20 protein-coding genes and 1 riboswitch are annotated in these 24,696 nt (G+C 75.3%); of the genes, 9 read left to right on the top strand and 11 right to left on the bottom strand.

What is annotated here, in order from left to right:
- Window positions 1-79: 79 nt before the first annotated feature.
- The gene (locus ACFVVL_RS25500; protein WP_387678986.1) at window positions 80-676 is read left to right on the top strand and encodes a dihydrofolate reductase family protein; all 597 of its coding nucleotides are present in this window, start codon (window positions 80-82) and stop codon (window positions 674-676) included.
- On the opposite strand, the gene ACFVVL_RS25495 is transcribed toward ACFVVL_RS25500, so the two are convergent.
- Window positions 630-1,622 (bottom strand): EamA family transporter, encoded by a 993-nt coding sequence (locus ACFVVL_RS25495; protein ID WP_387678984.1) that lies wholly within the window; start codon window positions 1,620-1,622, stop codon window positions 630-632. The genes ACFVVL_RS25500 and ACFVVL_RS25495 overlap by 47 nt on opposite strands.
- Window positions 1,623-1,753: 131 nt before the next feature.
- Between ACFVVL_RS25495 and ACFVVL_RS25490 the strand changes: the two genes are divergently transcribed.
- Complete coding sequence (locus ACFVVL_RS25490; RefSeq protein WP_387678981.1) at window positions 1,754-2,194, top strand: gamma-glutamylcyclotransferase family protein; 441 nt, start codon at window positions 1,754-1,756, stop codon at window positions 2,192-2,194.
- 40 nt (window positions 2,195-2,234) lie between these two features.
- On the opposite strand, the gene ACFVVL_RS25485 is transcribed toward ACFVVL_RS25490, so the two are convergent.
- Complete coding sequence (locus ACFVVL_RS25485; protein ID WP_380287481.1) at window positions 2,235-3,695, bottom strand: catalase; 1,461 nt, start codon at window positions 3,693-3,695, stop codon at window positions 2,235-2,237.
- Window positions 3,696-3,850: 155 nt separating this feature from the next.
- Here ACFVVL_RS25485 and cbiE point away from each other — a divergent pair, with 155 nt between their 5' ends.
- The 4 genes from cbiE to ACFVVL_RS25465 are packed head-to-tail and all read left to right on the top strand — an operon-like array spanning window position 3,851 to window position 7,172.
- The gene (gene cbiE, locus ACFVVL_RS25480; RefSeq protein WP_387678977.1) at window positions 3,851-5,095 is read left to right on the top strand and encodes a precorrin-6y C5,15-methyltransferase (decarboxylating) subunit CbiE; all 1,245 of its coding nucleotides are present in this window, start codon (window positions 3,851-3,853) and stop codon (window positions 5,093-5,095) included.
- Window positions 5,092-5,853 (top strand): precorrin-4 C(11)-methyltransferase, encoded by a 762-nt coding sequence (cobM, locus tag ACFVVL_RS25475; protein ID WP_380287479.1) that lies wholly within the window; start codon window positions 5,092-5,094, stop codon window positions 5,851-5,853. The genes cbiE and cobM overlap by 4 nt, the downstream gene beginning before the upstream one ends.
- Window positions 5,854-5,857: 4 nt before the next feature.
- Entirely contained in the window at window positions 5,858-6,601 is a 744-nt protein-coding gene (locus ACFVVL_RS25470) for a cobalt-precorrin-6A reductase (protein WP_380287478.1), read from the top strand.
- 40 nt (window positions 6,602-6,641) lie between these two features.
- On the top strand, window positions 6,642-7,172 hold the full coding sequence (locus tag ACFVVL_RS25465) for a DinB family protein (RefSeq protein ID WP_387678972.1): 531 nt from the start codon (window positions 6,642-6,644) through the stop codon (window positions 7,170-7,172).
- Between the two features lie 130 nt (window positions 7,173-7,302).
- On the opposite strand, the gene ACFVVL_RS25460 is transcribed toward ACFVVL_RS25465, so the two are convergent.
- From ACFVVL_RS25460 to ACFVVL_RS25440, 5 genes are all read right to left on the bottom strand, one after another.
- On the bottom strand, window positions 7,303-8,832 hold the full coding sequence (locus tag ACFVVL_RS25460) for a UDP-N-acetylglucosamine 1-carboxyvinyltransferase (RefSeq protein ID WP_380287476.1): 1,530 nt from the start codon (window positions 8,830-8,832) through the stop codon (window positions 7,303-7,305).
- A 162-nt stretch (window positions 8,833-8,994) separates the two neighbouring features.
- Window positions 8,995-10,137: a cobalt-precorrin-5B (C(1))-methyltransferase gene (locus tag ACFVVL_RS25455; protein WP_387678968.1), complete on the bottom strand. Its 1,143-nt coding sequence runs from the start codon at window positions 10,135-10,137 to the stop codon at window positions 8,995-8,997.
- Between the two features lie 164 nt (window positions 10,138-10,301).
- On the bottom strand, window positions 10,302-11,840 hold the full coding sequence (locus tag ACFVVL_RS25450) for a precorrin-2 C(20)-methyltransferase (RefSeq protein WP_387678965.1): 1,539 nt from the start codon (window positions 11,838-11,840) through the stop codon (window positions 10,302-10,304).
- On the bottom strand, window positions 11,837-12,463 hold the full coding sequence (locus ACFVVL_RS25445) for a precorrin-8X methylmutase (protein ID WP_380287471.1): 627 nt from the start codon (window positions 12,461-12,463) through the stop codon (window positions 11,837-11,839). Before ACFVVL_RS25445 ends, ACFVVL_RS25450 begins: the two co-directional genes overlap by 4 nt.
- Window positions 12,460-13,683, bottom strand: a complete 1,224-nt coding sequence (locus ACFVVL_RS25440) for a cobalamin biosynthesis protein CobG (protein ID WP_387678962.1) — start codon at window positions 13,681-13,683, stop codon at window positions 12,460-12,462. The genes ACFVVL_RS25445 and ACFVVL_RS25440 overlap by 4 nt, the downstream gene beginning before the upstream one ends.
- Before the next feature lie 165 nt (window positions 13,684-13,848).
- Window positions 13,849-13,935, top strand: a riboswitch (cobalamin riboswitch).
- A 273-nt stretch (window positions 13,936-14,208) separates the two neighbouring features.
- On the opposite strand from ACFVVL_RS25440, the gene cobN reads away from it, so the two are divergent.
- Together cobN and lnt are read left to right on the top strand one after the other, a co-directional pair.
- On the top strand, window positions 14,209-17,823 hold the full coding sequence (cobN, locus tag ACFVVL_RS25435; RefSeq protein WP_387678959.1) for a cobaltochelatase subunit CobN: 3,615 nt from the start codon (window positions 14,209-14,211) through the stop codon (window positions 17,821-17,823).
- Between the two features lie 76 nt (window positions 17,824-17,899).
- Window positions 17,900-19,516, top strand: a complete 1,617-nt coding sequence (gene lnt / locus ACFVVL_RS25430; RefSeq protein WP_387678957.1) for an apolipoprotein N-acyltransferase — start codon at window positions 17,900-17,902, stop codon at window positions 19,514-19,516.
- Here the strand turns inward: lnt and ACFVVL_RS25425 are convergent.
- From ACFVVL_RS25425 to gdhA, 4 genes are all read right to left on the bottom strand, one after another.
- Window positions 19,483-20,259: a VOC family protein gene (locus ACFVVL_RS25425; RefSeq protein ID WP_387678954.1), complete on the bottom strand. Its 777-nt coding sequence runs from the start codon at window positions 20,257-20,259 to the stop codon at window positions 19,483-19,485. The two genes, lnt and ACFVVL_RS25425, sit on opposite strands and share 34 nt — an antisense overlap.
- Before the next feature lie 11 nt (window positions 20,260-20,270).
- The gene (locus tag ACFVVL_RS25420) at window positions 20,271-21,179 is read right to left on the bottom strand and encodes an NADP-dependent oxidoreductase (RefSeq protein ID WP_380287466.1); all 909 of its coding nucleotides are present in this window, start codon (window positions 21,177-21,179) and stop codon (window positions 20,271-20,273) included.
- 71 nt (window positions 21,180-21,250) lie between these two features.
- Window positions 21,251-22,120, bottom strand: a complete 870-nt coding sequence (locus tag ACFVVL_RS25415; protein WP_387678952.1) for a GyrI-like domain-containing protein — start codon at window positions 22,118-22,120, stop codon at window positions 21,251-21,253.
- 178 nt (window positions 22,121-22,298) lie between these two features.
- Window positions 22,299-23,678, bottom strand: coding sequence for an NADP-specific glutamate dehydrogenase (gene gdhA, locus ACFVVL_RS25410; RefSeq protein WP_380287464.1), 1,380 nt, complete (start codon window positions 23,676-23,678; stop codon window positions 22,299-22,301).
- Window positions 23,679-24,009: 331 nt separating this feature from the next.
- Between gdhA and ribA the strand changes: the two genes are divergently transcribed.
- A complete protein-coding gene (gene ribA, locus ACFVVL_RS25405; RefSeq protein ID WP_387678949.1) occupies window positions 24,010-24,678 on the top strand; it encodes a GTP cyclohydrolase II in 669 nt (222 codons plus the stop codon).
- Window positions 24,679-24,696: the final 18 nt, after the last annotated feature.

Genomic DNA, 24,696 nt, shown 5'->3' with positions numbered 1-24,696 from the left:
CCCTCAGGAAATCGCTGGCAACCACTACAGGCGAAGTACTATAACTGTCGTGGTTCATTCACCGGAACGAAGGACACGGATGCGAAAGCTCACCTACTACGTCGGCACCACCCTCGACGGCTTCATCGCCTCCCCGGACGGCGACTACCAGTTCCTCATGCCGTACGTCGCCGGGGAGTTCCTCTCCCACCTGTGCGCGGAGTACCCGGAGACCGTGCCGACCCCCGGGCGGGCCGCGATGGGGATCGCCGACGCGCCCAACAAGCGCTACGACACCGTGCTGATGGGCCGCGCCACCTACGGGGCGGGCCTGGTGGTCGGCCTCACCAACCCCTACGCCCACCTGCGGCAGATCGTCTTCTCCCGCAGCCTGGCCGAGAGCCCCGATCCCGCGGTGGAGGTCACCGCGGCCGACCCGCTGGGCCGGGTGCGGGAGCTCAAGCGCGAGGACGGCCTCGGCCTCTGGCTCTGCGGCGGCGGCGAGCTCGCCGGCCGGCTGCTGCCGGAGATCGACGAACTGGTCGTCAAGCAGTCCCCGGTGGCGATCGGCGCCGGAGTGCCGCTGTTCCGCACGGACTTCGCCCCGCACACGTTCACGCTCGCCGACACCCGCGTCTTCCCCAACGGGGTCATCGTGCGGACCTACGGGCGGAAGGGCGCGCCGACGACCGGCTGACGCTCACCACCAGGCAGACGCCCGCGACCACGATCGCCCCGCCCAGCAGGGTGGGGCCGGTCAGCGGCTCGGCCAGCACCAGCCGGCCGAGCAGCACGGCCACCACCGGGTTCACGTAGGCGTAGGTGGCGACCAGGGTCAGCGGCGCGGAGCGCAGCAGCCAGGCGTACGCGGTGAAGGCGACCAGCGAGCCGAACACCACCAGGAAGCCCAGCGCCAGCCAGGAGCGGGTGGAGATGTCGCCGGGGTGCAGGCCGTGCTGCTCCCCGCGGAGCAGCCCGATCAGCGCATTGCCGAGCCCGCCGGCGAGCATCTGGTAGGCGCTGGAGGCCAGGACGTTGCCGGGCATCCGGATGCGCTTGGCCGCGAAGGAGCCGGACGCCCAGGTCAGGGTGCCGCAGAGGATCGCGATCACGCCGGCGGGCGCGATGTCCCCGCCGATCGCGGGGGCGGAGAGCACGGTCAGGCCGACCAGTCCGAGCAGCACCCCGCCCAGCTCGGCCGGCCTCGGCCGGTCGCCGCCCGCCGCCGTCAGCAGCACCATCCACAGCGGCACGGCGGCGACCAGCAGCGCGGCGAGGCCGGAGGGGATCCACGTCTCGCCGAGCACCACCAGCCCGTTGCCGCCGGTCAGCAGCAGTCCGCCGACCAGGGCGGCGGAGCCCAGCTGCCGCAGGTCCACCCGCAGCCCGGCCCGGCCGTGGCGGACGGCCACGAAGCCGGCGAGCAGCAGTCCGGCGGTCAGGAAGCGCGCGGCGGCGGAGAGGAAGGAGGGCATGGTCTCGACCGCGATCCGGATCCCCAGGTACGTCGAACCCCACACCACGTAGACGATGGCGAGCGCCACCCACACGCCCGCCCCGAGCCGGCCGGCGGTGGGCGCGGCCCCCGCCGCCACCGGAGTGCCGGCGGGTGCGGCCGGGGTGCGCTCGGCGCGAGCTGTCATGGGTGTCCCCCTTGGACGGTGCTGGCAGATGCACCCGCCATGACACCGCATCGGCCACCCCCCGCGCCAGTGGGTATCACCGCACGGGCACCGTCGACCGCCGACCGGCCCCCGCCCAGGAGGAACCCCTCGTGCCCGAGCACCCCGCCACCCTGCCCTTCTTCGTCTACGGAACCCTGCTCACCGGGGAGCGCAACCACGCCGCCTTCCTGGCCGGCCGGTGCGCCGGGGTGCGGGCGGCGGTGCTGGAGGGCGCGGCGCTGCACGCGGGGCCCGGTTTCCCGTACGCCGTGCCCGACCCCGCGCCGGGGCGGCGGATCAGCGGCGAACTGGTCACCGTCCGCCCGGAGGCCTACCGGCGGACGCTCGCGGCGCTGGACCGGCTGGAGGACTGCCGGCCGGACGGCCTCGGCACGTACGTGCGCGAGCGGCTCGCCGTCCGTACGGCGGACGGCGCGACGGCGCAGGCCTGGGTGTACCTGGCCGGACCGGCGGTGGCCGCCCGGCTGCGCACGCACCCGGCGCCGATCGCCTCCGGCGACTGGCGCCGGTACGGCCGGGACCACGGCTGAGGGCGCGGGCCCGGCGGACCCGCGCCCCGGTTCCGGCCCGTCAGTCCTTGCCGACGCCCTTGGCGACCCGGTCGCCCAGCGCCTTGTCGACATTGCGCCAGTACTGCACGGCCCGCTCCAGCACCGGACCGCTCACCCCGCCCTGGAGGTGGCCGACGATGTTGGAGACCAGCCGGTCGCGCGCCGCGTCGTCCAGCACCTGGCGGACCATGGTGCCCGCCTGCCCCCAGTCGTCGTCCTCGGCGTGCAGCGAGTACGCCTCGCGCACCATGTCGCCCGAGCTCTGCCAGCCGGCCGCCGGGTCGTCGTACGCCTGCGCGTCGGCGGCCGGCCCGCCGTAGGAGTTCGGCGCGTAGGGCGCCGCCGTGCGCGCCGGGTCGAAGCGCATCGGCCCGTCCTTGGCGTAGGAGTGCACCGGCACGTGCGGCCGGTTCGGCGGCAGCTGGGCGTAGTTGGGCCCGATCCGGTACCGGTGGGTGTCCGGGTAGGAGAAGATCCGGCCGAGCAGCATCTTGTCCGGCGAGACGCTGATGCCCGGCACCAGGTTGGCCGGCTCGAAGGCGGCCTGCTCGATGTGGACGAAGTAGTCCTCGGGGTTGCGGTTCAGCGTCAGCGTCCCGACCCGGATCAGCGGGTGGTCGCCGTGCGGCCAGACCTTGGTGAGGTCGAAGGGGTTGAACCGGTAGCCGGGCGCGTCGTCGAACGGCATCACCTGCACGTACAGCGTCCAGGACGGCGCGTTGCCGCCGTCGATGGCCTGCCAGAGGTCCTCGCGGTGCAGGTCCGGGTCCGAGCCGGCCAGCCGGTCGGCGTCCGCCTGGGTGAGGAAGTCGATGCCCTGGTCGGTCTTGAAGTGGTACTTCACCCAGAACCGCTCACCGCTCGCGTTGTACCAGAGGTAGGTGTGCGAGCCGTAGCCGTTCATGTGCCGGTACGACTTCGGGATGCCGCGGTCGCCCATCAGCCAGGTGACCATGTGCGCGGACTCCGGCGAGAGCGTCCAGAAGTCCCACTGCATGTCGTGGTCGCGCAGGCCGTTGTCCGGGCGGCGCTTCTGGGAGCGGATGAAGTCCTGGAACTTGATGGTGTCGCGGACGAAGAAGACCGGCGTGTTGTTGCCGACCAGGTCGTAGTTGCCGTCCTCGGTGTAGAACTTCAGCGCGAAGCCGCGCGGGTCCCGCCAGGTGTCCGGGCTGCCCTGCTCACCGGCCACGGTCGAGAAGCGGGCCAGCATCTCGGTCCGCTTGCCCGGCTGGAACAGGGTCGCCTTCGTGAACCGGCTGACGTCCTCCGTCGTCTCGAAGACGCCGTACGCGCCGGCCCCCTTGGCGTGCACCACCCGCTCCGGCACCCGCTCCCGGTTGAACTGGGCCATCTTCTCGATCAGGTAGTGGTCGTGGAGCAGGATCGGGCCGTCCCTGCCCACCGTGAGCGAGTTCTCGTCGCTCGGCACCGGGACGCCGGCGTTGTTGGTGGTGTACGGGACCGCTGACTCGGACATGCTGTCCTCCGTTGCGTGCTGAGGTCCCCCCGGAGGTGTTCCCGGCACGACGCTAACCCCGGGCGGGCGGGCCCGCACCCTGGCTGACGGCCCGCCGCGGACCGCCAGGTAGGCTGCCCACGCCCCCGTCCACGACCCGTCCCAGGAGCCCGCCGGTGCCCCAGCAGTCACCCCCGATCACCGTCGTCGGGATCGGGGCCGACGGCTGGCCCGGCCTCGGCGGCGCCGCCCGGGCCGCGCTGCGGGCGGCCGGCGCCGTGCTCGGCGGGCCCCGCCAGCTCGCCCTGCTGCCCGCCGACGAGGTCACCGCCGAACGGGTGCCCTGGCCGTCCCCGCTGCGCCCCGCCGTGGCCGGGCTGCTGGACCGCCACGCCGGCCGCCCGCTCGCCGTGCTGGCCAGCGGCGACCCGATGTTCTACGGCATCGGCCGCACCCTCGCCGAGACCGCCGGAGCCGAACGGCTGCGCGTCCTGCCGCACCCCTCCTCCGTCGCGTACGCCTGCGCCCGGCTCGGCTGGCCGCTGGAGTCCACCGAGGTGGTCAGCCTGGTCGGCCGCCCGCTCGACACCCTGCGGCTCGCCCTGAACCCCGGGCGACGGCTGCTGGTGCTCAGCGCCGGCGCCGACACCCCCGCCGCCGTCGCGGCGCTGCTCACCGCCGCCGGCCACGGCGCCGCCCGGCTGCGCGTCCTCGAACAGCTCGGCGGCCCCGGCGAGCGGCGGCTCGACGGCCCCGCCGACGACTGGCCGCACCCGCCCGGCGACCCGCTGAACGTCATCGCCGTCGAGCTGCCCGCCGACGCCCCCCGCGTCCCGGTCGTCCCCGGGCTGCCCGACGCCGCCTACGAGAGCGACGGCCAGCTGACCAAGCGGCACGTGCGCGCCGCCACCCTGGCCACCCTGGCGCCCGTCCCCGGCGAACTGCTCTGGGACATCGGCGGCGGCTCCGGCTCGATCGCCGTCGAATGGCTGCGCGCCCACCGCGACAACCGGGCCGTCACCGTGGAACGCGACCCGGTGCGCGCCGAACGGATCACCCGCAACGCCGCCGCGCTCGGCGTGCCCCGGCTGCGGGTGGTCACCGGCGCCGCGCCGGACGCCCTCGGCGGCCTGCCCGCCCCGGACGCGGTGTTCGTCGGCGGCGGGCTCACCGCGCCCGGCCTGCTGGACGCCTGCTGGGCCGCCCTGGCCCCCGGCGGCCGGCTGGTCGCCAACACGGTGACCCTGGAGTCGGAGGCGCTGCTCACCACCTGGTACCGGCGGCACGGCGGCGAACTGCTGCGGCTCGCCGTGGCGCACGCCGTGCCGGTCGGCGGCTTCACCGGCTGGCGCCAGGCGATGCCGGTCACCCAGTGGTCCGCCGTCAAGCCCCGCACCCCTCATCAGGAGAACGCCTCGTGACCGTCCACTTCATCGGGGCCGGCCCCGGCGCCGCCGACCTCATCACCCTGCGCGGCCAGCGGATCCTCGCCCGCGCCGAGGTCTGCCTGTACGCCGGCAGCCTGGTGCCGCGCGAGCTGCTGGCCGAGTGCCCGCCCGGCGCCCGGCTGGTCGACACCGCGAACCTCACCCTCGACCAGATCACCGCCGAGCTGGTCCGGGCGCACGCCGCCGGGCAGGACGTCGCCCGGCTGCACTCCGGCGACCCGTCGGTGTTCAGCGCCGTCGCCGAGCAGATGCGCCGGCTGGACGCGGCCGGCGTGCCCTACGAGGTGGTGCCCGGCGTGCCCGCCTTCGCCGCCGCGGCGGCCGCGCTCAAGCGCGAACTGACCGTGCCGACCGTCGGCCAGACCGTGATCCTCACCCGGATCGCCAAGCGCGCCACCCCGATGCCGGAGGGCGAGGACCTCGCCACCCTCGGCCGCAGCGGCGCCCTGCTGGTGCTGCACCTGGCCGCCGGGTACATCGACGACGTGGTCGAGCAGCTGCTCCCGCACTACGGGGCCGACTGCCCGGCCGCCGTGGTGGCGATGGCCAGCCGGCCCGAGGAGCTGGTGCTGCGCGGCACCGTCGGCGACATCGCCGGGCAGGTCAAGGCGGCGGGCGTGGTCCGCACCGCGGTGATCGTCGTCGGGCGGACGCTCGGCGCCGAGCAGTTCCGCGACAGCCACCTCTACTCCGCGGAGCGCGAGCGCCCGCACGAGCCCTGCGGCGCGTGAGCACGTGACCGCGCACGTCCTGCTGCTCGGCGGCACCACCGAGGCACGCGCCCTGGCCGCCGCGCTGGCCGCCGGGCGTCCCGGACTGCGGGTCACCAGCTCGCTCGCCGGGCGGGTCGCCGAGCCCCGGCTGCCCGCCGGGGAGGTGCGGATCGGCGGCTTCGGCGGCCCCGGGGGCCTCGCCGCGTGGCTGCGCGCCGAGCGGGTGGACGCCGTGGTGGACGCCACCCACCCGTTCGCCGCCACGATGTCCCGCAACGCCGCCGAGGCCGCCGCCGCGACCGGTGTGCCGCTGCTCGCCCTGCGCCGCCCCGGCTGGACGCCGGTGCCGGGCGACCGCTGGCACCGCGTCGCCTCGCTGGACGCCGCCGCCGCGCTGCTGCCGTCCCTCGGCCGGCGGGTGCTGCTCACCAGCGGCCGGCAGGGCATCGCCGCCTTCGCCCGCCTCGACGGCCTGCACGTCGTCGCCCGCTCGGTCGACCCGCCCGAGCCGCCGCTGCCGGCCTCGCTGGACGTCCTGCTCGACCGCGGCCCGTTCACCCTGGACGGCGAGCGGGCGGTGCTGCGCGAGCACCGGATCGACGTCGTGGTCACCAAGGACAGCGGCGGCGCGGCCACCGCGCCCAAGCTCACCGCGGCGCGCGAACTCGGCCTGCCCGTCGTCGTCGTGGACCGCCCGCCGGCACCGGCCGGCGTCCCCGTGGCGCCGAGCGTCGAGGCCGCCCTCGACTGGCTCGCCCGCCGGTAATTCCCGCGCCGACCGGACCCGGGCCTGCCACCATGGCCCGATGACCGACGCCTACGACCTCGCCGACGCCGCCCGCACCGAGACCCCGCGCTTCGGCGACGAACGCGCCACCCTGACCGGCTTCCTGGACCACCAGCGCGACACCTTCGCGATGAAGTGCGCGGGGCTGACCACCGAGCAGCTGCGCGCCCGCCCGCTGCTCCCCTCCACGCTCTCCCTGCTCGGCCTGGCCCGCCACCTCGCCGAGATCGAACGCAGCTGGTTCCGCAACACCCTCGCCGACGAGGCCTGCCCCGGCTTCTGGAAGCACCCGGACGGCAGCTTCGCCGACTTCGACGTCGACGACGCCGACCCCGACGAGGCCTTCACCCGCTGGCGCCGCGAGTGCGCCCACGCCAGGGAACTCGTCGCCGCCGCCCCGTCGCTGGACGTGCCCGGGTACCTTCGCCCCTCCGGCGAGCAGAGCTGGTCGCTGCGCTGGATCCTCGTCCACATGATCGAGGAGTACGCCCGCCACAACGGCCACGCCGACCTCCTGCGCGAGCGCCTCGACGGCCGCACCGGCGAATGACCGCCCCGGCCCCGGAACGCCGGTGCCCGGCCCCGGAGTTCCGGGGCCGGGCACGGTGGCTGGCGCTTCGGCGGGCACAGCGACGGGCGCTTCGGCAGGCAGAGCGACGGGCGGGGGGCCGGGCGCCGGCTCAGATGTCGCGGAAGGTCTCGATCTGGGCGCCGACGGAGTTGAGGCGCTCGGCGAGGTCCTCGTAGCCGCGGTTGATGACGTAGACGTTGCGGAGCACCGAGGTGCCCTTGGCGGCGAGCATCGCGAGCAGGATGACGACCGCGGGGCGCAGCGCGGGCGGGCAGACCATCTCGGCGGCGCGCCAGCGGGTGGGGCCCTGGACGAGCACCCGGTGCGGGTCGAGGAGCTTGATGTCCGCGCCGAGCCGGGTGAGTTCGGTGAGGTAGATGGCGCGGTTGTCGTAGACCCAGTCGTGGATCATCGTGGTGCCGTGGGCGGCCGCGGCGATGGCGGCGAAGAACGGCACGTTGTCGATGTTGATGCCGGGGAAGGGCATCGGGTGGATGGTGTCGATCGGCGCGGTGAGCTTGGAGGGGCGCACGGTGAGGTCGACCAGCCGGGTGCGGCCGTTGTGGGCCGGGTACTCGGGGGTGCGGTCGTAGTCGAGGCCCATGCCCTCCAGCACGGCGAGCTCGATCTCCAGGAACTCGATCGGGACCCGGCGGATGGTCAGCTCGGAGGAGGTGACCACGGCGGCGGCCAGCAGGCTCATCGCCTCGACCGGGTCCTCGGCCGGGGTGTAGTCGACGTCGCAGGTGATCTCGGGGACGCCGTGCACGGTGAGGGTGGTGGTGCCGATGCCCTCGATCCGCACGCCCAGCTTCTCCAGGAAGAAGCAGAGGTCCTGGACCATGTAGTTGGGCGAGGCGTTGCGGATGACGCTGACGCCGTCGTGGCGGGCGGCGGCGAGCAGGGCGTTCTCGGTGACGGTGTCGCCGCGCTCGGTCAGCACGATCGGGCGGTCCAGCGGGACGCCGGGCTGGACGGAGGCGTGGTAGGCGCCGCCCGTGGTGGCGACCTCCAGGCCGAACCGGCGCAGCGCGGTGAGGTGCGGCTGCACGGTGCGGGTGCCGAGGTCGCAGCCACCGGCGTACGGAATGGCGAAGGTGTCGGCGCGGTGCATCAGCGGGCCGAGGAACATCAGCACGCTGCGGGTGCGGCGGGCGGCCTCGACGTCCATGCCGGCGAGGTCGAGCTCGGCGGGCGGGGTGAGTTCGAGGTCGCGGCCGTCGTTGGTCCAGCGGCTCTTGACGCCGATGCTGGTGAGCACTTCGAGGATGCGGTAGACCTCCTCGATGCGGGCGACGCTGCGCAGGGTGGTGCGGCCGGTCGTCAGCAGCGAGGCGCAGAGGATGGCCACGCAGGCGTTCTTGCTGCTGCGGACGTCGATCGCGCCGGAGAGGGTGGTGCCACCGGCGACCCTCAGGTGCATCGGGCCGGCGTAGCCGAGGGAGACGATCTCGCTGTCGAGCGCTTCGCCGATGCGGGCGATCATCTCAAGGCTGACGTTCTGCTTGCCCTGTTCGATGCGGTTGACCGCGCTCTGGCTGGTGCCGAGGGCGTCGCCGAGCTGGGCCTGGGACCAGCCGCGGTGCTGACGCGCGGTACGGATGAGGGTGCCGATACGGGTGAGGTAGTCGCCTGTCACTCGCCAGACCATATCTCATGGCTGAGATAGCGCCAGAACCGACCCCGGGCGTGGCGCGACTTTTGTCCGTTTCTCGCCCCGTATGTGCGTCAGATCTTCACATCACGGCGATGTTCCGGGGACACGCCCGGGACGAAAGCCGGGCCCGCGGCCGCGGGCCGCTCACGGTCCCAGCGGCTCCGCCCGGCCGACGATCGTGCCGGCCCGGTCGATGCAGATGACGTCCACCACGACCGGCGAGCCGACCAGCACCCCGAGCGCGGTGGCCCGCGCCGCCTCGGCCACCAGGTCGCCCAGCGGCACCCCGGCCGCCCGGCAGAGCTGGATCGCCTCCAGCGCGGTGTTGGCCGCGGCGACCGCCGCCGTCAGCACCTCGTCCGCGCCGCCCTCGCGGGCCAGCCGGGCCAACTGGCCCTTGTCCACCTGGGAGCGCGCCGAGTGCAGGTCGAGGTGGCCGGCGGCGAGCTTGGAGAGCTTGGCGAAACCGCCGGCGATGGTCAGCCGCGGCACCGGGTGGCGCTTGAGGTACTTGAGCACCGCGCCCGCGAAGTCGCCCATGTCGAGCAGCGCGTCCTCGGGCAGGCCGTGCACGGCGACGGCCACCCTCTCCGAGGTCGAGCCGGTGCAGCCGGCCACGTGGGTGCGCCCGGCGGCCCGCGCCACGTCCACCCCGCGCCGGATCGAGTCGATCCACGCGGAGCAGGAGTAGGGGACGACCACACCGGTGGTGCCGAGGATGGAGAGGCCGCCGAGGATCCCGAGCCGGGGGTTCCAGGTGGAGCGGGCGATCTCCTCGCCGTGGTCGACGGAGAGCTCCACCACCACGTCCCCGCTGCCCCCGTACGCGGCCGCCACCTCGGCGACCACCTCCCGGATCAGCTGCCGGGGCACCGGGTTGACGGCCGGCTCGCCGACCGGCAGCGGCAGCCCGGGCTTGGTGACGGTGCCCACCCCGGGCCCGGCCCGGAACACCACGCCCGCACCGGGCTCCCCCGCCCACACCGTGGCCCGCACCAGCGCGCCGTGGGTCACGTCGGGGTCGTCCCCGGCGTCCTTCACCACCCCGGCCATCGCCCGCCGCCCCGCCGCCCCCTCGGTGGTCCCCTCGGTGATCCCCTCCACCGCGAGCGCGAACGCCGGCCGCTGCCCCTTCGGCAGCACGATCTCCACCGGGTCCGGGAACACCCCCGTCAGCAGCGCCCGGTACGCCGCCTTGGTCGCCGCCGTGGCGCACGCCCCGGTCGTCCAGCCGTGCCGCAGCCCGCTGCTCCTCAGCTGCCCGGCCCGCCCACCGACCTCACCCATGCCGCACCGCTCCCTGACTCCGACTACCGATCGAGACCCTACGACCCCCGGCCCGCCCCCACCGCTCCGGGGCAAAGGGCGATGGTGTCGCCACCGCTCGGGGATCTACCGCGACTGATCCGGGTGCCGGTGCGGAAGGCCGGGCGGCCTTCCGCACCGGGTGGTCAGGCCTCCGGGTAGCGGCGGGGCGTCCAGGTGACGTCGGGGTGGGGGGCGCGGGTGACGTGCTGGGTCTGGGAGGAGCCGACGAGGAGGATGGTGCGCATGTCGACCTCGGCGGGGTCGAGGTCGGCGAGGCGGACGGTGCGCACGCGTTCGGTGGGGCCGCCGACGTCGCGGGCCATCACCACCGGCGTGTCGGGGGCCCGGTACTCCAGGAGCAGGTCACGGGCGCGGCCGACCTGGGTGGTGCGGGACTTGGAGCCCGGGTTGTAGAGGGCGAGCACGAGGTCCGCCCCGGCCGCGGCGCGCAGGCGCGCGGCGACGACCTCCCAGGGCTTGAGGCGGTCGGAGAGCGAGACCACCGCGTAGTCGTGGCCGAGCGGGGCGCCGGCCCGGGAGGCGGCCGCGTGGGCGGCGGTCATGCCGGGCACGATCCGCACCGGGACCTCCCGGTACTCCTCCTCGCAGGCGACCTCCAGGACGGCGGTGGCCATCGCGAAGACGCCCGGGTCGCCGGAGGAGACCACCACCACCCGGTGGCCGCGGCGGGCCAGGTCGAGGGCGAACTCGGCGCGCTCGGACTCCACCTTGTTGTCGGAGCCGTGCCGCGCCTGGCCCGGGCGCACTGGCACCCGATCCAGGTAGGTGGTGTAGCCGACCAGGTCGGTGGCGGCGGCCAGCGCGCCGCGCGCCTCGGGGGTGAGCCAGAGCGGGCCGGCCGGACCGGTGCCGACGACGGTGACGCTGCCCGGCCCGCCCAGGTCGGGCGCCGGGGGCTCCAGCGGGGCGACCTTGCTGGGCAGCACGGCCACCGAGAAGTACGGGACGCCCTCGGGGTCGACCGAGGCCAGCGGCGCCGTCCGCTCGCCCGCCATGAACGCCCGCTCGACGTACTGGGCGTCGGCCAGCCGGCCGGCCCGCTCCAGGGCGCGGCGCACGGTCGGGAAGGTGCGGCCGAGCTTCATGACGACGGCGGAGTCGGCGGCGGCCAGCCGCGCGGTCAGCTCCTCCTCGGGCAGCGTGCCGGGGATGACGGTGAGCGTCTCCTCGGCCTCGGTGAGCGGCTGCCCGAGCCGGGCCGCGGCGGCGCTGACCGAGGTGACGCCGGGCACCACCTCGGTCGGGTAGCGGTGCGCCAGGCGCTTGTGCATGTGCTGGTAGGAGCCGTAGAAGAACGGGTCGCCCTCGGCGAGCACCACGACGTCGCGGCCGGCGTCCAGGTGGGCGGCCAGCCGGGCGGCGGCCTCCTCGTAGAAGTCGTCCAGCGCGCCCCGGTAGCCGCCGGGGTGGTCGGTGGTCTCGACGGTGATCGGGTAGACCAGCGGTTCCTCGATCTGACCGCCCGTCAGGTAGCGCTCGGCGATGGACCGGGCGATGGACCGGCCGTGCCGGGCGCTGTGGTACGCCACCACGTCGGCCCTGCCGATGAGCTCGGCGGCGCGGACGGTCACCAGGGAGGGGTCGCCGGGGCCGAGGCCCACGCCGTAGAGCCGGCCGGTGGCCCGGGTCTGCTGCCGGCCGTTCTGCTGATGCTCCGTCATTCTTCCTCGCTCGCAATCGCGTTGATCGCGGCGGCGGCCATCGCACTACCGCCGCGCCGGCCGCGGACCACCAGGTGCTCCAGGCCGGCCGGGTGCACGGCGAGCGCCTCCTTGGACTCGGCCGCGCCGATGAAGCCGACCGGCACGCCGATCACCGCGGCCGGGCGCGGGGCGCCGGCCTCGATCAGCTCCAACAGGCGGAAGAGCGAGGTCGGCGCGTTGCCGACGGCGACCACGGCGCCCTCCAGGCGGGGCAGCCACAGCTCCATCGCGGCGGCGCTGCGGGTGTTGCCCATCGCCCGGGCCAGCTCGGGCACCGACGGGTCGGTGAGGGTGCAGATCACCTCGTTGTCCGCGGGCAGCCGCTTGCGGGTGACGCCGCTGGCGACCATGTTGACGTCGCACAGGATCGGCGCACCGGCGTGCAGGGCGGCGCGCGCGGAGGCGACCACGCCGGGCGAGTACACCAGGTCCTCGACCAGGTCGACCATGCCGCAGGCGTGGATCATCCGCACCGCGACCTGGGCGACGTCCGCGGGCAGCGCGGCGAGGTCGGCCTCGGCCCGGATGGTGGCAAAGGACTGGCGGTAGATGGACGCGCCGTCCTTCTCGTACTCGATCACGTGGTGGTCCTCCGGGCCGCGGCGACCGCCGCGGCCATCTCCTCGTTCGTCACTTCCACGGCGGTGCTCCGCCCCGGCGGCCCGCCTTCGACCGCCACCCGGTACCCCTGTCCGGTCGCCAGCACGTCCACCCGGCGTCCGGCCGGGTGGCCGCAGCGGCGCTCGCAGCCCGACCAGTGCACCGGCAGGCCGCCGGCGCCGCCGGGCGTGCCGTCCAGTGCCCGGGCGGCGTCGGCCCGGACGTCGGCCAGGGACTTCGCGCAGCCCGGCAGCCCGGTGCAGGCGCTCGCGCCGTCCCAGGCCGTCCCGGACGCGGTCCGGAAACCGGCCGCCGCGAGCCGCGCCAGCCGCCCGGCGGGCACGCCGGGCAGCACCGCGCCGCGCCACGGGGTGAGCCGCAGCTCGCCCTCGGCGGCCTCGGCCAGGATCCGCCACTGCCCGGCCGTGGCCAGGCCGAAACGCAGCCCGACGTGCAGGCCGCCCCCGGGCAGGGCGCCCAGCGGCGGGCGGGTCCCGGGCAGCACCGGCATCGGCAGCGGCCCGGGCGGCAGCAGGTCGGGCACCTCACGCAGGTGCCAGGCCCGCACCCCGGCGGCCTGCTGCGCCTCCAGGAACTCCCGGGCGGCCTCCAGGGCCGCGCACGGCGCCTGGCCGGCGGGCACCGGCCGCACGGTGGCGGCCCGGCCGAGGCGCAGCAGGGCGGTGCCGTCCGGGCCTGCGATCAATGTCACATCGGCGTCCAGCGCGGCGACGTCGCCGCTGCCGTCGTCCAGGGCGAACAGGAACTTGCCGGACAGGGCGGCCGCCCAGGGGCTGGCGCACAGGGCGAGGTCGAGCGAGCGCGCCCAGGCGCGCACGTCACCGAGGCCGGTGGCGGGGCCGGGCGAGGCGACGATGTTGCGGACCCGCTCGTGGGTGTCGGAGGGCAGCAGACCGGCGGCGCGCAGCCGCCCGCCGAGTTCGCCGCCGCAGTCCGAAGCCAGGCCGCGCAGCTGGACGTTGCCGCGCGAGGTGATCTCCAGCCGGCCGTCGCCGAGTTCCTCCGCCGCACCGGCCAGCGCGAGGGCCTGAGCGGGCGTCAGCAGTCCGCCGGGCAGCCGTACCCGGGCCAGGGCGCCGTCGTCGGCGGTGTGCAGACGAAGGGCCCCCGGGCAGGCGTCCGCCCGCGCCCGGTCGGGCACGGCGGCGCCCGGCGCGGCGGCGTCGGGTTCGGGAGACATGGCGGCGAGCATACAGATGATCCGATGGGTTGCCGCCGTACCGTCGCTCACACCTCCGGCCCCGCCCGGCGCCCCCGTCACCTGCACTCCCCCGGTGCGGCCGCACCCCGTACGATGCTCGCGGACGGTCCCCGCGGACCGTCCGACGCCAGCGACGGCGCAGGGGAGGAAACCGGTGCGAACCCGGTGCGGTCCCGCCACTGTGACCGCGGTTCACCGGGCCTCCCGGTGGAGCGCGGGAGCCAGGAACTCCTGCCGTCCTCCACCGGCCCGGGGCGCGGACCCCGAGGAAGGCTTGAACGCCATGCGCCGCCGCATGCCCGCGACCCCGCAGTCGCCCGTGCCCACGCCCCTGCTCGCGCCCGTGCCCGCAGGCACTCGCCCGCCCGCCTCCGGGCGCTCGAACCCGCCGTTGACGCTCCTCGCTCCGGCGCTCCGTCCTTCGTCAGTCGCTTGTCACTCGTCACTTTCAACGCCGGCGCGCCCTTCGGCTCGGGGCGGCTCCGAGGCCGGGAGGGCCTTCGCATGATTCTGCTGCTGTCGACGTCCGACACCGACCTGCTGAGCGCCCGCGCCTCCGAGGGGCCGGTCCGCTACCGCCTCGGCAACCCCGCCCGGCTGGCGCCCGCGGAACTGCCCGCCCTGCTGGAGGGCACCGACCTGGTCGTGGTCCGTCTGCTCGGCGGCCGCCGGGCCTGGCAGGAGGGCCTGGACGCGCTGCTCGCCGGCCCCCGCCCGGTGGTCGTGCTGACCGGCGAACAGGCCCCCGACGCCCAGCTGATGGAGCTGTCCACCGTCCCCGCCGGCATCGCCGCCGAGGCGCACGCCTACCTGGCGCACGGCGGCGCGGCCAACCTCGCCGAGCTCGCCGCGTTCCTCTCCGACACCGTGCTGCTCACCGGCCACGGCTTCGCCCCGCCCGCCTCCGCCCCGGCCTGGGGCCCGCTGGAGCGCACGGCCCGCACGGACGACGGCCCGACCGTCGCGGTGCTCTACTACCGCGCCCACCACATGAGCGGCAACACCGCGTTCGTGGAGACCCTCTGCCGGGCGATCGAGGACAAGGGCGCGCAGGCCCGCGCGTACTACTGCGCCTCGCTGCGCGGCGCCGAGCCGGAGCTGCTGGCCGCCCTCGGCGGGGCCGACGCGATCGTCACCACCGTGCTCGCCGCCGGCGGCACCCGCCCGGCCGACGCACAGGCCGGCGGCGACGAGGAGGCCTGGGACGCCGGCGCGCTGGCCGCGCTGGACCGGCCGATCCTCCAGGCGCTCTGCCTGACCTGGTCGCGCGCCCAGTGGGAGGCCAGCGACGACGGCCTGTCCCCGCTGGACACCGCCACCCAGATCGCGGTGCCGGAGTTCGACGGCCGGCTGATCACCGTCCCGTTCTCCTTCAAGGAGCTGGACGAGGACGGCCTGACCGTCTACGCCGCCGACGAGGAGCGCGCCGCCCGGGTCGCCGGCGTCGCCGTCGCGCACGCCCGGCTGCGGCACGTCCCGGCCGCCGAGCGCCGGCTCGCCCTGGTGCTGTCCGCGTACCCGACCAAGCACGCCCGGGTCGGCAACGCCGTCGGCCTGGACACCCCGGCGAGCGCGGTGCGGCTGCTGACCGCGCTGCGCGCGGAGGGCATGGACCTCGGCAGCGGCCTGCCGGGCCTGGACACCGACGGCGAGCACCAGCACGAGGGCGACGCGCTGATCCACGCGCTGATCGCGGCCGGCGGCTACGACCAGGACTGGCTGACCGAGGACCAGCTCGCCCGCAACCCCGTGCGCATCCCCGCCGCCGACTACCGCCGCTGGTACGCCACCCTGCCCGAGGGCCTGCGCACCCGGGTCGAGGAACACTGGGGCCCGGCCCCCGGCGAGCTGTACGTCGACCGCTCGCAGAACCCGGACGGCGACATCGTGCTCGCCGCGATCCGCTCCGGGAACCTGCTGGTGCTCATCCAGCCGCCGCGCGGCTTCGGCGAGAACCCCGTCGCGATCTACCACGACCCGGACCTCCCGCCGTCCCACCACTACCTGGCCGCCTACCGCTGGATCGCCGCCGCCGAGGCCGACGGCGGCTTCGGCGCGCACGCCGTGGTCCACCTCGGCAAGCACGGCAACCTGGAGTGGCTGCCCGGCAAGACCGCCGCGCTGTCCGCCGACTGCGGCCCGGACGCGGTGCTCGGCGACCTGCCGCTGGTCTACCCGTTCCTGGTCAACGACCCCGGCGAGGGCACCCAGGCCAAGCGCCGCGCCCACGCCACCCTGGTCGACCACCTGGTGCCGCCGATGGCCCGCGCCGACTCCTACGGCGACATCGCCCGCCTGGAGCAGCTGCTCGACGAACACTCCAACATCGCCGCGATGGACCCGGCCAAGCTGCCCGCGATCCGCGCCCAGATCTGGACCCTGATCCAGGCCGCCAAGCTGGACCACGACCTCGGCCTGGAGGAGCGCCCCGAGGACGACGGCTTCGACGACTTCCTGCTGCACGTCGACGGCTGGCTCTGCGAGGTCAAGGACGCCCAGATCCGCGACGGCCTGCACGTCCTCGGCCAGGCGCCGGCCGGCACCGACCGGGTCAACATCGTGCTCGCCATCCTGCGCGCCCGGCAGATCTGGGGCGGCGTCAGCGCGCTGCCCGGCCTGCGCGAGGCGCTCGGCCTGGACGAGGCCGCGCTCACCCTCGGCGCCACCGACGCGGCCGAGGCGAAGGCCCGCGAGCTGGTCGAGGCGATGGAGGCGGCCGACTGGGCGCCCGAGGCCGCCGGGAAGGTCGCCGACGGCCTGCCGGACGCGGTGCGCGAGGTGCTGGAGTTCGCCGCCGTCCAGGTGGTGCCGCGACTGGCCGCCACCACCGACGAGCTGGACGCCGTGCTGCACGCGCTGCGCGGCGGCTTCGTCCCGGCCGGCCCGTCCGGCTCCCCGCTGCGCGGGCTGGTCAACGTGCTGCCGACCGGCCGCAACTTCTACTCCGTCGACCCCAAGGCGGTGCCCAGCAAGCTCGCCTGGGAGACCGGGCAGGCGCTGGCCGCCTCGCTGGTCGAGCGCTACCGGGCCGACAACGACGGCGCCTACCCGCCGTCGGTGGGCCTGTCGCTCTGGGGCACCAGCGCGATGCGCACCGCCGGCGACGACATCGCCGAGGCGTTCGCGCTGCTCGGCGTGCGCCCGGTCTGGGACGACGCCTCGCGCCGGGTCACCGGCCTGGAGGCGGTGTCCCCGGAGGAGCTGGGGCGCCCGCGCATCGACGTCACGCTGCGCATCTCCGGCTTCTTCCGGGACGCCTTCCCGCACGTCGTCGCCCTGCTGGACGACGCGGTGCGCCTGGCCGCCGCCCAGGAGGAGGACGACGCCGACAACTACGTGCGCGCCCACGTGCAGGCCGACCTCGCCGTGCACGGCGACGAGCGCAAGGCCACCGTGCGCGTCTTCGGCTCCCGCCCCGGCACCTACGGCGCGGGTCTGCTCCAGCTGATCGACAGCCGCGACTGGCGCACCGACGCCGACCTCGCCGAGGTGTACACGGTCTGGGGCGGCTACGCCTACGGGCGCGGGCTGGACGGCCGGCCGGCCCGCGAGGAGATGGAGACCGCGTACAAGCGGATCACCGTCGCCGCGAAGAACACCGACACCCGCGAGCACGACATCGCCGACTCGGACGACTACTTCCAGTACCACGGCGGCATGGTGGCCACCGTGCGCGCGCTCACCGGCAAGGCGCCGACCGCCTACATCGGCGACTCGACCCGCCCGGAGACGGTCCGCACCCGCACCCTGACCGAGGAGGCGGCCCGGGTCTTCCGCGCCCGGGTGGTCAACCCGCGCTGGATCGAGGCGATGCGCCGGCACGGCTACAAGGGCGCCTTCGAGATGGCCGCGACCGTCGACTACCTCTTCGGCTACGACGCCACCACCGGGGTGGTCGCGGACTGGATGTACGAGAAGCTCACCCAGGAGTACGTGCTGGACCCGGTCAACCGGGAGTTCCTGGCCGGCGCCAACCCGTGGGCGCTGCACGGGATCAGCGAGCGGCTGCTGGAGGCGGCGAGCCGGGGGCTGTGGGAGCGGCCGGATCCGGAGCTGATCGAGCAGCTCCAGGCGGCGTTCCTGGAGACCGAGGGCGACCTGGAGGGCGACGAGGGCTGACCCGCCGTCGGCCGTTGGGCCGTCCGGGTGATCGAGGGGCTGGTGACGGGGGCGCGCCAAGCGGACAATACGGGGCATGCCGCGCCCTCCCCTGCTCACCGGCCCCGACGGCCCCTCCGGTCCCCCCGCCCCGGCGTCCGCCGCCGTCCCCTCCCGCCCCGGGCGGGCCGCCGCCCGCTACCGGCCCCGGCTGGCGGCGCTCGCCGCCGGAGCCCTGCCGGTGCTCGCCTTCCCCGCGCCCGGGGTGGCGGCGCTCGCCTGGGTCGCACTCGTCCCCGGCCTGCTGCTGATGCAGCGCGCGCCGGGGGCGCGCGAGGCGGCGGTGCGCGGCTGGTGGTTCGGCGCCGGGTTCATCCTGACCGGGATGTCCTGGCTGCTGTCCTCCGTCGGGCCCGCCCTGCCGCTGATCGCCGTGGTGTTCGGCTCGCTGCAGGCCGGGGTGGGCGTCGCGGTGTGGCGGCTGCTGCGCCCGCCGCTGACGGTCCGCCGGGCGCTGCTCGCGCCGCCGGTGGTCGCGGCGGTCTGGCTGACCACCGAGTACGCGCGCTCCTGGCCCGCGCTGGGCGGGCCGTGGGCGCTGCTCGGCGCCACCCAGTGGCAGCACCCGGCCGTCCTGGCGCTGGCCTCGGCGGGCGGGATCTGGCTGGTCAGCGCCGCCGTGGTGGCGGTCAACACCGCCGTGCTGGTGCTGCTCACCGCCGTCGACCCGCGCCCCCGGGCGGCGGCCGCGCTGCTCGCGGCGGCGGCGCTGGCGGCCGGGCCGCTGCTGTTCGCGCTGCGCCCGGCGCCCCCGGCCACCGCTGCCGGGGAGCCGCGGGAGGTGCGGATCGCGCTGGTCCAGCCCGGCATCGTCGAGGATCCGCAGGCCCGCTTCGAGGCCAGTGCCCGCGCCACCGCCGCCCTGGTCGGGCAGCAGCCGGTGGACCTGGTGGTCTGGGGCGAGTCCAGCACCACCGCCGACCTCGACCGCGATCCGGCGGCGCTCGGCCGGCTGCGCGCGCTGTCCGCCGCGACCGGGGCCGGCCTGCTGGCGGGCGAGGACGCCCGCAAGGCGGACGGGCGGATCTCCAAGGACGCCGTGCTGGTGTCGCCGGACGGCGTGGCCGACCGCTACCGGAAGATCCGGCTGGTGCCGTTCGGCGAGTACATCCCGCTGCGCCCGGTGCTCGGCTGGATCGCCGGGGTCAGCCGGGCGGCGGGCGAGAACCGGGCACCCGGCAGCGGTCAGCACCTGCTGCCGACCGTGGACCGCTCGGGACGGCCGCTGCCGGTGGGCGCACTGATCTGCTTCGAGTCGGCGTTCCCCGACATGGCCCGCACGGCGGCCCGGGACGGCGCCCGGGTGCTGGTCTACCAGTCCTCGACCTCGACCTTCCAGCGCAGCTGGGCGCCCGAGCAGCACGTCTCGCTGGCCGCGATCCGGGCCGCCGAGACCGGGCGGCCCGCCGTGCAGGCCTCGCTCACCGGGGTGTCGGCCGCCTTCGACGCGCAGGGGCGGGAGCTGGCGCGGCTGGGCACCGACGACACCGGCGCGCTGGTGGTGGACCTGCCGCTGACCGCGCCGGCCACGTCGACCTGGTACCTGCGGGTGGGGGACGTGGTGCCGCTGACCGCCGTCCTGGTGACGGCCGGGGCCGCGGTGGCCGCCGTGCGCCGGCGTCAGCCCGCTCCCCTGGTCCCCGAGCGGAAGTAGAGGCCGAACGCCGCACCCACCGGATCGCGCAGCACGGCGATCCGCAGCCCGCCGCCCGGCAGGTCGGCGGGCGCCACCAGCACGGTCGCGCCGAGGTTGCCGGCCCGGAACGCCGAGACGTCCACGTCGGCGACCGAGAAGTACGGCAGCCAGTGCGGCGGCACCTGCGGCGGGAAGTCCTCGCCCATGGCCAGCATGCCGCCGAAGTCGCCGTCGCCCAGCCCCCACTGGGTGTACGGCCCGGCGGGGCCGGCCGTCCAGCCGAACACCGCCGGGTAGAACGCGCGGGCGCCGTCCGGGTCCCGGGTGAGCAGTTCCACCCAGCCGAGCGCGCCGGGCGCGTTGAGCACCTCGGCGCCGCGCAGCCGGCCCGCCTGCCAGAGGCCGAAGACCGCGCCGGACGGGTCGGCCGCGATCGCGAACCGGCCGTAGTCCAGCGCGTCCGTCGGCTCCACGACCAGGGCGCCGCCCGCCTCCACCACCCGGCGGGCGGCGGCGTCGGCCTCCTCGACCAGGAAGGAGACGCTCCAGGCGGTGGGCTGGCCCTCGCCGTAGAGCGGGGCGACGGAGGCGGCCACCGCCCCGTCCAGCCTCATGAACGTGTAGCCGCCGGCCTCGGGGCGTTCGTCGGGCTCCGGCTGCCAGCCGAACAGTTCGCCGTAGAACCGCTGGGCCGCCGCCGGGTCGGCACTGCCGTGCTCGACCCAGCACGGGCCGCCGGTGGTCACCGTCCGCTGCTTCATCGTGCCCTCCCTCAGCCGATCTCCAGGACGACCTTGCCGCGTGCGTGCCCCGACTCGACGAGGGCGATCGCCTCGGCGGCGCGGGACAGCGGGTAGCGGCTGCCGATGTGCGGGTCCAGCTCGCCCGAGGCCACGAGTCCGGCCAGGGCGGCGAGGGTCCCGGGGCTGGTGGAGCGGGTGATGTAGCGCCCGCCGAGTTCCTCGGCGGTGGTCGGGTCGACGGTGGACACCAGCCGGGAGCGGTCCTCCAGGGTCACCGCGGCGGCGCGGGCGTCGTTCCCGCCGACCAGGTCGAGCAGGCCGTCCACGCCGTCCGGCGCGGCCGCCCGGATCCGGTCGGCGACGCCCTCGCCGTAGCGGATCTGCACCGCTCCCAGCGACTCGACGTACCCGCGGTTGGCGTCGCCCGCCGTGCCGACGACCCGGATGCCGCGGCTGCGGGCGATCTGGGCGGCCGCGCTGCCGACGCCGCCGGCGATGCCGAGGATCAGCAGGGTCTGCCCGGCGCCCACGCCGACGTCGCGCACCGCGTCGTCGGCGGTCGCGGCCGCCACGGGCAGGGTGGCGGCCTGCTCGAAGCCGGCCCCGGCCGGCTTCAGCGCACTCGACGCGGCGGCCAGCAGCGTCTGCTCGGCGAACGCGCCGGCCGCCGCGATGCCGAACACCTCGTCGCCCGGGGTGAACCCGGTGACGCCGGGCCCGACCCGCTCGACCACCCCGGCCGCCTCGGAGCCCATGACGGCGGGCAGCTCGCGCACCTGGCCGATCCAGCCCCGGCGGACCTTCCAGTCGACCGGGTTCACCCCGGCCGCGCGGACGGCGACCGCCAGCTGGCCCGGGCCGGGCTCCAGCACCGGCCGGTCCAGGAACTCCTGAGTCTCCGGCCCGCCGTAGTCGACGAACCCGAACGCCTTGGGCATCCCCGCTCCACTCTCCGCTCGACGGCCCCCGCCCCAGCATGCGGGCGGGGGCCGTCGAGCGGGCGTTCCTGCTACGCCGAACGGACCACGGGTATCCAGAGTTCGGCCTCGGCCTCCTCGCCGCCGGGCAGGACGTTCACCCGCAGCAGCTCCGGGCCGGGCCGGAACTCGTACGGGTTGGACGGGAACCACTGGGTGAAGACGTCCCGCCACAGTTCCTGCAGCGCCCGCGGGTACGGCCCGGTGTTGGCGAACACCGCCCAGCTGCCGGCCGGGACCTCGCGCACGTCCAGGCCCTCCGGTGCCTCGGTACCCGCTCCGGTCACCACCGCGTGGTAGTAGTCCAGCGGGACGCCCTCCTCCCGGTGGTCCGAGAAGACCTCGGTGACCGCGACGATCCCCGTCGGCTCCTGCTCCGACAGGGCCGCGATCCGGTCGATCTCCTCCCGCCCGAGGCCCCTGACGAACGCGGCGATCGCCGGGTTGACCCCCTCGCAGACCAGGGGGACCCGTGCCCGCCGGCCCACGATCCGGAACTCCGGCCTCTCGACAACGCGGTACTTCATGCTGCTACTCCCTTCGACGACGAGCCGGAAGGACATCCGGGGCTGGGAGACCAGCACCGCACCGGAGCGCCGGGCCTCGCCGGGGCCGACCCCGTGCATCGCCCGGAACGCCCGGGCGAAGGCCTCGCCCGAGCCGTAGCCGTGGCGCACCGCGACGTCGAGCAGCGTCCGCTCCCCGGCCAGCACCTCCGCCCCGGCCAGGGTGAGCCGGCGGCGGCGCAGGTACTCCGACAGCGGCATCCCGGCCAGCGCCGAGAACAGCCGCCGGAAGTGGTACTCCGAGGTGACCGCGATCCGCGCCAGTTCGGCCGGGTCGACCGTCCCGTCGAGGTGCTCCTCGACGTACTCCATGGCCTGGTTCAGCCGGTCCAGCATCGGTCCCCGCCCCCGTCCTTCCTTCTGACGCTCCTCACCGTAGGCGGGCGTCCACCACCCGGACCCGACATCACGTGCCCGCTCCGGTCGGGTGACCTGCACGGTGTCCCGACAGACCGCCGCCTCCCCGGCCGGCGCGCGCTGCGGCCGGCCGGGGAGGCGGTGTGACGACCCGGTGTCAGATCAGGCCCTGCGCCAGCATCGCGTCCGCCACCAGCTCGAAGCCGGCGATGTTGGCACCCAGCACGTAGTCCCCGGGACGGCCGTACTTCTCCGCGGTGGTGTAGCAGGCGGCGTGGATGTTCCGCATGATCGCGGCCAGCCGCTCCTCGGTCCGCTCGAAGGACCACACGTCGCGCGAGGCGTTCTGCTGCATCTCCAGCGCGCTGGTGGCGACACCGCCGGCGTTGGCCGCCTTGCCCGGACCGAAGGCCACCCCGGCCTCCAGGAAGACCCGGACCGCCTCCGGCGTGGTCGGCATGTTGGCGCCCTCGGCGACCGCCCGCACCCCGCCGCGGACCAGCGCCAGCGCGTCCGCCTCGTCCAGCTCGTTCTGGGTCGCGCAGGGCAGCGCCACGTCCACCGGGACGCTCCAGACGCCGGTGCCCTCCTGGTAGCGGACGTGGCTGCCGCGCTGCTCCGCGTACTCGGTGAGCCGGCCGCGCCGGACCTCCTTGATCTCCTTCAGCAGGTCGAGGTCGATGCCCTTCTCGTCCACCACGAAGCCGGTGGAGTCGGAGGCCGTCACCACGGTCGCGCCGAGCTGCTGGGCCTTCTCGATCGCGTAGAGGGCGACGTTGCCGGAGCCGGAGACGGAGACCCGCAGGCCGTCCAGCTCCTCGCCGCGGGCGCGCAGCATCTCCTGGGTGAAGAGCACGCAGCCGTAGCCGGTGGCCTCGGTGCGGGCCTGCGAGCCGCCCCAGCCGATGCCCTTGCCGGTCAGCACGCCCGACTCGTAGCGGTTGGTGATGCGCTTGTACTGGCCGAACAGGTAGCCGATCTCCCGGCCGCCGACGCCGATGTCCCCGGCCGGGACGTCGGTGTGCTCGCCCAGGTGGCGGTGCAGCTCGGTCATGAAGGACTGACAGAAGCGCATGATCTCGGCGTCCGAACGGCCCTTGGGGTCGAAGTCGGAGCCGCCCTTGCCGCCGCCGATGGCGAGGCCGGTCAGCGCGTTCTTGAAGATCTGCTCGAAGCCCAGGAACTTCACGATCCCGAGGTTCACCGAGGGGTGGAAGCGCAGGCCGCCCTTGTACGGGCCGAGCGCGCTGTTGAACTCCACCCGGAAGCCGCGGTTGACGTGGATCCGGCCCTGGTCGTCCGTCCACGGCACGCGGAAGATCACCTGGCGCTCGGGCTCGACGATGCGCTCGACGATGCGGGCGTCGGCCAGCTCGGGCCGGCGCTCCAGGACGGGGCCGAGGGTCTCCACGACCTCGTGCACGGCCTGGTGGAACTCGGGCTCACCGGGGTTGCGGCGGAGCACCTCGGCGTAGAGCGACTCAATGGCGGGGTTCCCGGCGTCGTGGGACGCAGCGGGCACGGGGGTAGCCGACATCTTCTGAGGACCTTCCATGGTCTGAAGCGACAGACAGGGCGCCTCCCCCGTCGTCCCGGGGGAAAGGCACCGGCGGTCCCCTCGCCATTGAGGGCGTCACGGCGCATTGAACACCAGCGCGGCAACTCCTGGACCGCTCGCGCGCGCACAGTCTCTCACTGCCACCCCCCGTTTGTCCGCCCCTACCCCCCCGGTTTCCGTCCGGCAACCCGTTCGTGAGCTGCGCCGACCCTTCGGGGACGCCCCGCGGGAAGGTTGTTCAAATTGGAACTACCTAGTACCGTCGGCAGTCGAGCCCCACCCGAACCGCCCGTCACGAAAGGCCCCCGCCATGCCGCAGGTGCAGCCGCCGCAGCCGCAGAACGATTCTCCGGGGGCCGACGGCGCCGCCCGGGTGCGGGCGCGGGTGCGGATCCCGCTGGTCTTCCCGGACGGGTACCGGGCGCAGGCCGAGGTCCTCACCTTCCACGGGCTGGCCGACGGGGCGGAGCACCTGGCGCTGGCGCTCGGCACGGTGGACGCCGGCGCGACGCCGCTGGTGCGGCTGCACTCGGAGTGCCTGACCGGGGACGTGTTCGGCTCCGCCCGCTGCGACTGCGGGCCGCAGCTGCGCGAGGCCGTCGAGCGGATCGCCGACGCCGGCGGGTACCTGCTGTACCTGCGGCAGGAGGGGCGCGGCATCGGGCTCTACAACAAGCTGGACGCCTACGCCCTCCAGGACGCCGGACTGGACACCTACGACGCCAACACCGCGCTCGGGCTGCCGGAGGACGGGCGCGACTACACCGCCGCCGCGCAGATGCTCGGGGCGCTCGGCGTCGGCGGCATCGAGCTGCTGAGCAACAACCCCGACAAGGCCGCCCAGCTGGCCGCGCTCGGCGTCACGGTGGAGCGCCGGGTGCCGACCGGTGTGCACGTGTCGGAGAGCAACGTCCGCTACCTGCGGGCCAAGGCGGAGCGGACCGGGCACTCGATCGAGCTGTCCCGGCTGGTGGGCTGAGCGGCCGGGCGCCCGTCA

This window comes from Kitasatospora sp. NPDC058115 (assembly GCF_042884635.1).
Taxonomy (GTDB): Bacteria; Actinomycetota; Actinomycetes; order Streptomycetales; family Streptomycetaceae; genus Kitasatospora.
This window is presented reverse-complemented; position numbering and strand designations above follow the sequence as displayed.

Bases quoted from the DNA above. Each gene is read 5' to 3' on its own strand.
- ACFVVL_RS25500 (WP_387678986.1), top strand. From the start codon at position 80: ATGCGAAAGCTCACCTACTACGTCGGCACCACCCTCGACGGCTTCATC.
- ACFVVL_RS25495 (WP_387678984.1), bottom strand. From the start codon at position 1,622: ATGACAGCTCGCGCCGAGCGCACCCCGGCCGCACCCGCCGGCACTCCG.
- ACFVVL_RS25485 (WP_380287481.1), bottom strand. From the start codon at position 3,695: ATGTCCGAGTCAGCGGTCCCGTACACCACCAACAACGCCGGCGTCCCG.
- ACFVVL_RS25465 (WP_387678972.1), top strand. From the start codon at position 6,642: ATGACCGACGCCTACGACCTCGCCGACGCCGCCCGCACCGAGACCCCG.
- ACFVVL_RS25455 (WP_387678968.1), bottom strand. From the start codon at position 10,137: ATGGGTGAGGTCGGTGGGCGGGCCGGGCAGCTGAGGAGCAGCGGGCTG.
- ACFVVL_RS25450 (WP_387678965.1), bottom strand. From the start codon at position 11,840: ATGACGGAGCATCAGCAGAACGGCCGGCAGCAGACCCGGGCCACCGGC.
- ACFVVL_RS25440 (WP_387678962.1), bottom strand. From the start codon at position 13,683: ATGTCTCCCGAACCCGACGCCGCCGCGCCGGGCGCCGCCGTGCCCGAC.
- cobN (WP_387678959.1), top strand. From the start codon at position 14,209: ATGATTCTGCTGCTGTCGACGTCCGACACCGACCTGCTGAGCGCCCGC.
- lnt (WP_387678957.1), top strand. From the start codon at position 17,900: ATGCCGCGCCCTCCCCTGCTCACCGGCCCCGACGGCCCCTCCGGTCCC.
- ACFVVL_RS25425 (WP_387678954.1), bottom strand. From the start codon at position 20,259: ATGAAGCAGCGGACGGTGACCACCGGCGGCCCGTGCTGGGTCGAGCAC.
- ACFVVL_RS25420 (WP_380287466.1), bottom strand. From the start codon at position 21,179: ATGCCCAAGGCGTTCGGGTTCGTCGACTACGGCGGGCCGGAGACTCAG.
- ACFVVL_RS25415 (WP_387678952.1), bottom strand. From the start codon at position 22,120: ATGCTGGACCGGCTGAACCAGGCCATGGAGTACGTCGAGGAGCACCTC.
- gdhA (WP_380287464.1), bottom strand. From the start codon at position 23,678: ATGTCGGCTACCCCCGTGCCCGCTGCGTCCCACGACGCCGGGAACCCC.
- ribA (WP_387678949.1), top strand. From the start codon at position 24,010: ATGCCGCAGGTGCAGCCGCCGCAGCCGCAGAACGATTCTCCGGGGGCC.